13 protein-coding genes are annotated in these 10,542 nt (G+C 40.9%); 6 read left to right on the forward strand and 7 right to left on the reverse strand.

Annotated elements, in window-relative coordinates; genetic code table 11:
* Window positions 1-70: 70 nt before the first annotated feature.
* Window positions 71-1,135: a phosphate ABC transporter substrate-binding protein PstS gene (gene pstS, locus A8990_RS16240; protein WP_220376815.1), complete on the reverse strand. Its 1,065-nt coding sequence runs from the start codon at window positions 1,133-1,135 to the stop codon at window positions 71-73.
* Between the two features lie 207 nt (window positions 1,136-1,342).
* Here pstS and A8990_RS16245 point away from each other — a divergent pair, with 207 nt between their 5' ends.
* The 6 genes from A8990_RS16245 to A8990_RS16270 are packed head-to-tail and all read left to right on the forward strand — an operon-like array spanning window position 1,343 to window position 5,432.
* Window positions 1,343-1,657 carry an ArsR/SmtB family transcription factor gene (locus tag A8990_RS16245; protein ID WP_116190092.1) on the forward strand — a complete coding sequence of 105 codons (315 nt, stop codon included), beginning with the start codon at window positions 1,343-1,345 and terminating at the stop codon, window positions 1,655-1,657.
* A 14-nt stretch (window positions 1,658-1,671) separates the two neighbouring features.
* Window positions 1,672-3,117 carry an arsenic transporter gene (locus A8990_RS16250; protein ID WP_116190093.1) on the forward strand — a complete coding sequence of 482 codons (1,446 nt, stop codon included), beginning with the start codon at window positions 1,672-1,674 and terminating at the stop codon, window positions 3,115-3,117.
* 2 nt (window positions 3,118-3,119) lie between these two features.
* Window positions 3,120-3,545 carry an arsenate reductase (thioredoxin) gene (gene arsC / locus A8990_RS16255; RefSeq protein ID WP_116190094.1) on the forward strand — a complete coding sequence of 142 codons (426 nt, stop codon included), beginning with the start codon at window positions 3,120-3,122 and terminating at the stop codon, window positions 3,543-3,545.
* A gap of 18 nt (window positions 3,546-3,563) precedes the next feature.
* Window positions 3,564-4,520 carry a thioredoxin-disulfide reductase gene (trxB, locus tag A8990_RS16260; RefSeq protein WP_116190095.1) on the forward strand — a complete coding sequence of 319 codons (957 nt, stop codon included), beginning with the start codon at window positions 3,564-3,566 and terminating at the stop codon, window positions 4,518-4,520.
* A gap of 5 nt (window positions 4,521-4,525) precedes the next feature.
* Window positions 4,526-4,978, forward strand: a complete 453-nt coding sequence (locus tag A8990_RS16265) for an ArsI/CadI family heavy metal resistance metalloenzyme (RefSeq protein WP_425463912.1) — start codon at window positions 4,526-4,528, stop codon at window positions 4,976-4,978.
* A gap of 19 nt (window positions 4,979-4,997) precedes the next feature.
* Complete coding sequence (locus A8990_RS16270) at window positions 4,998-5,432, forward strand: protein-tyrosine phosphatase family protein (RefSeq protein ID WP_116190097.1); 435 nt, start codon at window positions 4,998-5,000, stop codon at window positions 5,430-5,432.
* A 71-nt stretch (window positions 5,433-5,503) separates the two neighbouring features.
* Here the strand turns inward: A8990_RS16270 and arsC (A8990_RS16275) are convergent, their stop codons facing one another.
* From arsC (A8990_RS16275) to A8990_RS16300, 6 genes are all read right to left on the reverse strand, one after another.
* Complete coding sequence (arsC, locus tag A8990_RS16275; RefSeq protein WP_116190111.1) at window positions 5,504-5,959, reverse strand: arsenate reductase (thioredoxin); 456 nt, start codon at window positions 5,957-5,959, stop codon at window positions 5,504-5,506.
* A 131-nt stretch (window positions 5,960-6,090) separates the two neighbouring features.
* On the reverse strand, window positions 6,091-6,585 hold the full coding sequence (locus A8990_RS16280) for an arsinothricin resistance N-acetyltransferase ArsN1 family A (RefSeq protein ID WP_116190098.1): 495 nt from the start codon (window positions 6,583-6,585) through the stop codon (window positions 6,091-6,093).
* Window positions 6,586-6,641: 56 nt separating this feature from the next.
* Window positions 6,642-7,178, reverse strand: a complete 537-nt coding sequence (locus A8990_RS16285; RefSeq protein WP_116190099.1) for a hypothetical protein — start codon at window positions 7,176-7,178, stop codon at window positions 6,642-6,644.
* Window positions 7,179-7,338: 160 nt separating this feature from the next.
* Window positions 7,339-8,517 (reverse strand): hypothetical protein, encoded by a 1,179-nt coding sequence (locus A8990_RS16290; protein WP_116190100.1) that lies wholly within the window; start codon window positions 8,515-8,517, stop codon window positions 7,339-7,341.
* A gap of 118 nt (window positions 8,518-8,635) precedes the next feature.
* Window positions 8,636-9,586 (reverse strand): adenylate/guanylate cyclase domain-containing protein, encoded by a 951-nt coding sequence (locus A8990_RS16295; RefSeq protein ID WP_116190101.1) that lies wholly within the window; start codon window positions 9,584-9,586, stop codon window positions 8,636-8,638.
* Window positions 9,587-9,596: 10 nt separating this feature from the next.
* On the reverse strand, window positions 9,597-10,121 hold the full coding sequence (locus A8990_RS16300; RefSeq protein WP_116190102.1) for a Pycsar system effector family protein: 525 nt from the start codon (window positions 10,119-10,121) through the stop codon (window positions 9,597-9,599).
* Window positions 10,122-10,542: the final 421 nt, after the last annotated feature.

Below are 10,542 nucleotides of genomic sequence, written 5' to 3' on the forward strand. Positions count from 1 at the left end.
CAAAAGGTATAAGGAGGTGAATCAACACCAACTTATACCTTTGAACAATCAGCATGTAATACCAGGTTCGTTATTTAATTTTCGCTACATTGTCATCGTTGATCTTTGCGATGCCATCAGGGATCTTAGCATAGAATAGCGGCTCCGAATATTGCTGGCCATCTCGGTATACCCACTTGATTAGATCCGTAATTACTTGCTTCTTCGTTGCGTCAGCGTAATTTGTATTCAGAAGCGCCCAGCTAATGCCAACGATGCCGTATGCCTTCTCCCCTGCTTTTTCTACAATGGAGACACGTGTATCTGCCGGCATGTTTTGAGCTGCATCATCAGCTGCGATCGTAGCTGCCTCGAGAGATGGATAAACGAACTTTCCGTCTTTGTTACGCAGCTGAGCGTAATTGATATGATTGTTTTCTGCATACGCAAGTTCCGCGTAACCGATGGAACCAGGTGTCTGCTTTACTTGCCCAGCAACACCCTCATTGCCTTTACCGCCAACCCCAACTGGGAACTGTACGGATTTACCTTGTCCAACTTTCTCCTTCCACTCCGGGCTAACCGTGCTGAGGTAGTCCGTAAAGATCGCGGTTGTGCCGCTACCGTCGGAACGATACACAGGAGTAATCTCTAGATCCGGAAGGTTCAAATCTGGGTTATCGGCTTTTAGTTTCGGGTCGTTCCACTTTTTAATTGTTCCTAAGTAAATATCAGATATCGTTTCTTGAGTTAACTTGAGACCTTTATCGACACCATCAATATTGTAAATAATTGCTTCAGCGCCTACAGTAACCGGGATGTGTACAACACCATTCTTCACTGCACCGATTTCCTCATCTGACATGAAGGCATCAGAAGCCGCGAAATCGATAGTTCCTTCTGTGAGTTGTTTCACGCCGCCACCGGAACCGATGGATTGATAATTGATCTTGATTTCTGGATGAAGTTTGTTATATTCGGAGAACATTTTAGAGAACAATGGGTTAACGAATGTTGAACCTGCGGCAGTAATTGTAATTTCCTTTGAGGATGAAGAATTATCCGAAGTTTCACCTTGATTTGAACCACAAGCAGAAACTACAACTGTCATTGCTGCCACCATTCCGATAGAAAACCACTTCCATTTTTTTGACACTACTTCCCACTCCTTGTTTGTATATTAGTACATGATAATATCTCGATGCATTCCCAATGTTAGAGCTCAATTGTTTTCACAATGTTAACGAAATGTCATCCAAACATTAAATTAGTGATCACTAATATAACGCTTTACTTATATAAGTGACGGTGAGTATAATACATAGTGAAATAAGATACTAAGCCCGAAAGGAGTGTAACTTAATTGGAATCGATTGAAGAAATATCAGAATCCCTTAAACTTTTGTCTGATAAAACGCGACTAACCATACTCGCCTTATTGAAGCATAAGGACATGTGCGTATGCGATATCGTTGAAATTCTCAAGACAACACAACCTAATGTAAGCCAACACCTGAAAAAATTAAAAACTGGTGGGATCATCAATGAAACACGTCGAAGCCAGTGGATTTACTACTCTTTAAACGTGGAAGATAAGCTGATTTTAAAACAAATCATTGACCAGCTTCCTTCTATGCAGGAACAAATCAATAACTCAAATACAACCGTCTGCACTTAACCAGGAGGGCAAACATGCTCGCGATTGCATCGATTATTTTCCTCATTACCTTAGTTTTTGTTATTTGGCAGCCGAAAGGCTTGAACATCGGTTGGTCTGCATGCGGCGGCGCTATCATTGCTTTGATCTTTGGTGTCGTAGATTTTCACGATGTATGGGATGTAACTCAAATTGTATGGAATGCAACACTTGCCTTCGTTGCTGTTATCTTGATTTCACTTATTCTTGATGAAATTGGATTTTTTGAGTGGGCAGCGCTTCATATGGCCCGCTTTGCAAGAGGGAACGGTCTTCTAATGTTTGTTTACGTCATTCTGTTAGGAGCTGCCGTTGCGGCATTCTTCGCAAATGATGGTGCAGCACTTATTCTAACGCCGATCGTTCTGGCAATGGTCCGCGCACTAAAATTTGATGACCGAATGATTTTACCGTTTATCATGGCTAGCGGTTTTATCGCAGATACGACGTCACTGCCGCTTGTCGTGAGTAATCTTGTAAATATCGTCTCAGCTGATTATTTCGGCATCGGATTCGTTGAATATGCCAGCAGAATGATTATTCCGAATTTGTTTTCACTTCTGGCGAGCCTTCTCGTCTTGTACTTATTCTTCCGCAAGAGCATACCGAGCAACTATGATTTAAATAATCTTAAAAAGCCGGCTGATGCCATTAAGGACAAAAAGCTTTTCCGACTTTCATGGATTATTCTGGCCGTACTCTTAGTTGCTTATCTTGTAAGTCAGTTCATTCACGTGCCCGTTTCTGTTATTGCTGGTATCGTTGCGATTTTGTTTATTATTGCGGCACGCCGCAGTCCAGCTATTCATACCTGGAAGCTTGTTAAGGGCGCTCCATGGGCCGTCGTAGTTTTCTCGATTGGCATGTATGTAGTTGTTTATGGACTTCGAAACGTTGGTTTGACAGACTCTTTAGGAGACGTCATTCAATGGATTTCTGATCAAGGATTATTCTTATCTACAATTGGTACTGGTTTCCTTGCAGCAATCCTGTCATCCATCATGAACAATATGCCAACTGTCATGATTGACGCGCTTGCAATCAAAGGGACAGATACCGCTGGTGTAATTCGTGAATCACTTGTATACGCGAATGTAATCGGTAGTGACTTAGGACCGAAAATCACTCCAATTGGTTCCCTTGCAACACTTCTATGGCTCCATGTGTTATCCCGTAAAGATGTTAAAATCTCTTGGGGTAACTACTTTAAAACAGGCATCGTGTTGACCGTTCCAACGCTCTTCATCACGCTGACCGGCTTATATCTATGGCTTCACTTGATTCATTCGACAACTCTGAATGTATGGATAATGATTGCGATCATTGCAGTCATCGTCGTATTAATTGCAATGTTACTAAAAGCTATCTTCCCTTCAAGGAACAATAGTGACTTAAATGGAGTAGTAGAAATCAAACAATTTCAAGATAAGGGAGATCACTAATCATGACTAACAAACCGCTTGTTTACTTTCTCTGTACTGGAAACTCTTGCCGTAGCCAAATCGCTGATGGCTTCTTGAATGCCCTCGGTGGAGATAAGTACGAAGTGAAAAGTGCCGGCCTCGAAGCACATGGACTAAATCCACGTGCGGTTCAAACCATGAAGGAAGCTGGCATCGATATTTCGAATAACACCTCGGACGTCATTGACCCTGAGATCTTAAAAGAAGCAGACTACATCATCACACTCTGTGGTCACGCTGATGAAAACTGTCCGGTAGTAAGAAACGATAAGGCTCAAAGATGGCACTGGGGCTTTGATGATCCTGCTAAAGCAACAGGAACGGAAGAAGAAATTACGGCTAAGTTCCGGGAAGTTCGCGAGTCCATCAAAGATCGTATCGCGCAGTTCGTGAAAGAAGGCAAATAATTTTCAGGAGATGGGAAAATGTATAAAGCCATTATTATTGGTACAGGACCAGCTGGCTTAACGGCTGCCATCTACCTTGCACGTGCCAACTTGAATCCATTGGTTATCGAAGGACCGGAGCCAGGCGGCCAGTTGACGACAACAACGGAAGTAGAAAATTTTCCAGGTTTCCCGGAAGGTATTATGGGTCCCGATCTGATGGCTAATATGCGCAAACAGGCTGAGCGGTTCGGCGCGGAATTCCGCACCGGATGGGTAAATTCGGTTGACACGTCAAAGCGTCCGTTTACGCTTCATGTTGAAGGCCAAGGTAGTCTGCAGGCGGAGGCACTCATTATTTCGACCGGCGCTTCGGCGAAATATCTCGGAATTCCGAATGAACGCGAGAACGTCGGACGAGGCGTTAGCACCTGTGCCACCTGCGACGGCTTCTTCTTCCGCGGCAAAAAGATTATCGTTGTCGGCGGGGGAGACTCGGCCATGGAGGAAGCCATCTTCTTAACGAGGTTTGCCACTGAGGTTGTCCTGGTTCACCGCCGCGAGGAACTGCGCGCATCAAAGATCATGCAGGACCGCGCAAGCGAAAACAATAAAATCACAATGGCCCTAAACCGCACTCCGCTAGAAGTGGTTGCAAGCGATCAAGGCGTAACTGGGCTGAAGGTTCGTAACAACGAAACCGGCGAAGAAGAGATTATTGAGACGAACGGGATCTTCGTCGCGATCGGTCATACGCCGAACACGAAGTTTCTCGGCGGTCAGCTTGAGACCGACGAGACGGGGTATCTGATCGTCAAAGCCGGGACGACGGAGACGAGCGTTCCTGGTATCTTCGCCTGCGGTGATGTTCAAGATCAGAAATACCGCCAAGCTATAACGGCAGCTGGTTCGGGTTGTATGGCCTCGCTGGACTGCGAAAAGTACCTCGAATTGCCTATGGCCCATGACTTGAGTTTATCTGTATCGGAGGGATAACCATGATCAAAAGAATGCATGTGGCAGTAAACTGCATCGACCTTCAAAAGTCGCTTGATTTTTATAAAGCTTTTTTTGGAACCGAGCCGACTAAAGTGAAAGATAATTACGCAAAATTTGAGTTGGACGATCCTGCACTCCACTTCTCATTAAACGTACGCCCTTTTGAGAAGAAAGGCGTTCTCAATCACTTAGGCTTCCAAGTTAATAATACGGAAGAAGTTCTTGCTATCGGGGAACGACTCCGCCAGTCAGGACTGCTACTAATTGATGAGATGAACACTACATGCTGCTACGCTGTTCAGGACAAAGTTTGGGTATACGATCCGGACGGAAATGCATGGGAAATTTTCTATACCAAAGAGGATTCCGAGTTCGAATCGGCTGAAGAATCCAGAGATATCTCTCTTTGTTGCGCTCCTCCACCATCACCAACATTTAAGAAAACTTTGTTCTAAAGTATAGGAGATATTCATTATGACTAACAACTTTCATGCTCTGGTTGAAGATAAGATCTTTATGGGCGGCGCTGCCGATGTTCCAGCAATGATAACGGAAGCACATTGTGACGTGATCGTTGATTTGCGTGAAGAAGCAGCTGACAATCAAGATTCGGATCCAAACGTCACAAGAGTTCAGGTACCTATCGGGGATAATGCTGAAACTCCTCAAGAAGATATGTTCAAACAAGCCATTTCAATTATTGCCGATGCTTACAAAAGCGGCAAAAGAGTTGGTTTCCACTGCGGCGGAGGTAAAGGCAGGACTGGTACTGTCGCTATAGGCACTTTAATCGAGCTGGGTCTGGCTGATTCAATTGAAGAAGCAGAAACGAAGGCAAAGAGTATCCGTCCGATCATCAACATCCGTGAGCCACAACGAGATGCTTTGAAAAAGCTCTATAATAAGTGAATATAGAACAGTCAAAGAGCCCCAAGCATAATTGCTTGGGGCTCTTTGAGGTTATTCATTCCTATTAGCTATTAAGCCAACAGTTTTTCCAAATCTCCCTTGCCCATTTTCGACAACTGTTGAATAAACCATTTCATCTTCACATCAATCAAATCGCGCACTACACGAAATTGAAGCATAATTTCCTCTTCACTGCCTTTTGCTTTTGCAGGGTCGTCAAATCCCCAATGGATCTTTTGCACTCTAGGGGGAAGCGTAGGACAATTATCATCGGCATGACCACACAAAGTGATGATAAGATCCGCCTTCGCAATTAATGAAAGTGATATCGTATCCGAGGTTTGACTAGCTATGCTAACACCAGCCTCTTCCATCACCTGGACAGCTCTTGGGTTTAAGCCATGTGCCTCGATACCCGCGCTATAAATCTCAAAGTTCTGGTTATACAAGGTATTGTAGTACTTAGCAAATCCTTCTGCCATCTGGCTTCTGCAAGAATTACCTGTGCAAAGAAATAACACTACCATTGAATCATCCACGTTTCCACATCCCCATACTTTTGTCCTATTTATAAGTATATAATGATATACAAATATACGGATCACGTTAACTGGGTATAAAAGTATTGTGAACATGTGATAGCTATCCTTAAGTCAGTTCACAGAAGCTTTTCCATCGCCATAACATCAATATATTTGTTATCAATAACACCTTGATTAAAGAAAGTCCCTACCTCTCGATAACCTTTCTTACGGTAAAGCCCTTGACCTTGCCCGTTAAATGGAAAAGTAAAAAGAACAATTTTATAAAAACCGCTACGTAAAGCAGCCTCTTCAAGTTCAGTTAGGAGTATGCTTCCGATGCCTTTCCCCCTATGTTTTCTTTCAATGTAGATCGATAAATCAGCTACACCATCATAGGCGGAGCGTGGAGAATACTTATTTAAGGATGCCCAGCCTACAATTACATTTCCCTCAAGTGCGACAAGTACAGAATAACGTTCACTGTGGGCATTGAACCAGTTTTCCATATAGCTCACATCTTTTGGTTCAACTTCTAGAGTCGCAATACGATCTTCGATACCTTGATTGTATATATGTAATATCTCCTGTATATCCGATGACGTCGCTTTCCTTACGAGTATCTCCGACATTGGCTTGCCTCCCCTCTTTCGACTCAATAAGTGCCACAATAGACTTCTTTTGAGGATTATAACTGCTTAATTTGTAAGCGATACGTTTTCCCGTTATGGTTTTTCATTTCGATACAGATAGATTCTGATAGCTTAAGTACTTCTGACTCCTTCTCAAACCGAATGGCTTTCCTTAATACGAGTAAACATATTTGTTTTGCAGGCACATTGATATTCAATGCCTCATCATACTTATTCCAAAACCTCCCCTGTTCTTCGGTAGTCTTATCATCAGGTGTTATTGAAAATTTAAGCTCATTATTTTTGTTGTAAAAACAAACTTTTATGTCTCTAAAAATCTTACCAACATCGGTACCGTTATAAATTTCTAATGTAATATCGATTTCACATAAATCTGCTTCTGTTTTTTCAGTATCTATATACTTTACTTCACCATAACTTGTTCTAGTCTCTTTACTTATCCCTACCTTTTGTGCGACTAAGAATAGTTTAACCCTGCCCACATTCTTCAGAATATGAGTTACTACTAGTGTTACAACTACACCTAACAATGCACCAACTATTCCTTCGAATTTTTCAAGAAACTCTATCACCGAATCGTTTCTCCATTCAAATAAAATGAGTTTTGCGAGCTAATAAGTCCCTTATTGCATAAGGGCAGCCAATCAGTACACTATCGGCTGCCCCATACTTTTTTGTTGATGTTACATCCCCCGTTAGAGATAATCCAACCTATTTAAGACTACTAAATCACTATTCTTCATCAGGGTCAGTTGACTCAACGTCATCAGATTTTATTTCTTCCTGGTTGTTAAGCTTGAAGATTGTCTCATTATCGCCATATCCAAACTGAACGGTTTTGGGTTCGAAGAAGTGTAAAACATATGCCTTCTCTATCTCGGTTGTAAGAACTACTCGATATTCTCTATACATCAAAATGTTAGGATTTACAGGGGCTTGGGCTTTGAGAAAGCCAAGCTTCTTACCATTTATGTTCTGGAGCATTAGATTATCGGTTAAGATATTTTCAACTCTAATTTTCCGATCCGTATCATCCTCCTTCGCCAGTAAAACGAAGAAGCTGTCTCCTTCTGATATTTCACGCAGATCATCAATTGTAATAAAAATAGCTGCGCCATCTCCAGAATTACCAAAGCCACTTTGCTCTTTGATGGAAATCGTATGATAACGATTTTGCGGCTGATCAGTAACATTGTTCTTTAGGTAGTCCATTACCAAATCGGTTACCGTTTGGAACATCATTAATGACATTTTAAAGGAGCTATCTAGTCTTTTGGTCATTTCATCAGCCCCATGCTGACGATCTTTTTTCGAGAAACTAGGAATCTCCTGCTCAATTGTTCCATCATTTAATACCAAGGTCGACTGAAGCTCAAGTGTGAATTGATGTTTATTAATATTATTAAAGTCATCAATATACTTATATTCCATAGTTTGAGCCACTTGCTCTAGATTATCATAAATAGGTTGAAACTCAGTTATACCTTTAAGTCTTTCTCTAACCTGGAAGAAACTCGAATGATTAATATCCAAGACTTTTTTCGATAACATCAGTAGCGTCGAGTTAATAAACTGAGCATAACTATCATAAAACGAGTGTAAATAATGAAAGAAGGATCCTACAATCTTCTCAATTGCATCATCATCCATCAGCGTAGTCCCGAAGTATTCGAGCACAGTTATTGGAAGGGCATTAGTTTTTCCATTCGCGAATAAATCCTTATTCCAATCACTATAATTTTCACGACTTTTTTGATTTACGTAGTTAAGAGCCTTAACTTCCAACTCAGCAAGTTGGAGTTTCTTACCTGAGTTTTTCAGGAATTGCAAGGAGTCTAGTACTTTACTTTCAAAGAGAACTTTTTGATTATCATAGCTAAATATTTTCTCGAAAATTCCATCCTCAATCATATGTGTCTCCCCCTTACATTATTAAGCGCTAATTCCTGATAAGACTTCTAGAAGATTGAGTTTTTAATACTCGTGCTTCGTTATGAATCATTCATAGAGCAATAACTTGATCGGTTAATTATTCATTAAACACGGTAAAATGTACATTCCCACCGTAAATATCTCCTTTGAAACCTTGAACAGAAATAGTGGGTTGCGACTTAAAATAATTCTCTTTAATACATTTTCGATCCGGGTTCGCTCTTTTAAATCCATCATACACAGCTTTCGTCATCAAGATTGGAGGATTAGTCTGACTCGTTTCTTCTATGTTTTTATAAAAGGTATCAAAATGGCTTGATTTATGACGAATCGATTGACTACTGGTAGTTTGAAAATTATCAATGAATTCCTCTAACTCACGATCAATCCATAACCACTTATCTTCCAGAAGTGGATAGTAGTAACCCTCAGTCACAATTGTTCTTGTTTCAGTTGAGGATTTATTTGCAGCATCCGTCAACTTCGATGCAACATTCGCAGGTCGACCAAGCCAAACCAGCGATTTGTGGGAATCATTCTCTGATCCATTCTTTATGATTCCTGCTTTAGTTACAAGCATTTTGCCATAATCAATACCGATTCCACATTTAATTTCGTTATGCGGGAATTCTTTATTTAAGACATATTGGCTGATTGAATTCATTAGTATTGCAGTATCTACCGCATTGGTAAAGCAATTGGCCGAATCGAATACCACCATTATTCTGTCACCGATAATGTTACGCACTTTCCCATTATAATAGCCACCAGCTCTTGCCATAGCTCTAACAAAAGAAGAATAAAGCTTGGCCATCGTTTCCCTACGATGTGTCAAATTCAAATCCGTTGAATTCCTTATATCAATATATAAGATACAAGTTTCAATTAGCTTGCACTTTTGTTCTTTGGTATCCAAGTTCGAATATGTGATCTCAGAATCAGTAATCGTTGGAACAGTAGTTGTTTCTTTAATAATGATATCAAACTCACTAGCATTAATTATTTGAACTTCTTCTCGCAAACTATTACGAAACCTCTCTAAGCTCATTCGACGCCTCCTATAGCAACATAAATAACGAAACGAGCGGTATAGATACCAAGGAAGCAAGAACAACCCATACGGATACCTTAAAGAAGTGAAACTTATCAACTGCAATCCCGGAATTAATTACGATTTGAGCTGCGAGATCAATGTTACTTCGAGTTAACTCGTTATTGTTATCATCATAATAATGATTTGAAATTGCCTTTATTAATTGCTGGGGGGAATACTTTGATAAGTTTCCGTAGAAATAAAAGTTATCAGTATCAACAGGAGCTCCACGATGTTTAAAGAATATTTTGGTTCTAGGAATAAATGAAAGTATTGAAAGCAGACATGATATTGATAAAAGCACAATGCCCGCACATAGCCCAGTCTTCCAATTAGGTAAGATGTGATATGACGAACCTAAGAAGCTCAAGATTGCTGTAATCGCCGCTCCCGAGAAAACAAGAAGCGCACCATTTTTCGCTTCGGCAAATTTCAACCAATCGTTCACTTTATCTGAAATACATAATAGCTTCTCTTCGAACTGTTGCATCGTCACCCTCCATTTTTTCGCACAACATGTTAAAATTATACAACTTAATAAGCATAAGAAAAAAGAGGCACACCACAAAGGTCAATGTCATTAAGTTAAGGTGTTGAACCAAATATCTATGCAAAGGAGCAGGTTATCGAAAGATAGCCTGCTCCTTTTTTGCGTGAAAAAGAGTAAAAGAACTTGACAAGCAGTTGAAAATGTGTGGCGAAGCCCCTTGAAAAAACGAGGAGGTTTCGCCCATGAATACGTACGCGAATTCACTAAAACAAAAGCTGACATCCCTTATTCAAGAAATGTCAGCCGCACCAGCACTGTATGTCAAAAACCCCGAAAAAGACTTTACGCGAAAGAAAAAGTTACCCTTTGAAACGGTTATGCAGCTCCTGATCTCAATGGGCGGAAACAGCCTATACAAGGA

Origin of the sequence: Paenibacillus taihuensis, from assembly GCF_003386535.1 — a bacterium.
GTDB classification, from domain to species: Bacteria; Bacillota; Bacilli; order Paenibacillales; family Paenibacillaceae; genus Paenibacillus_Z; species Paenibacillus_Z taihuensis.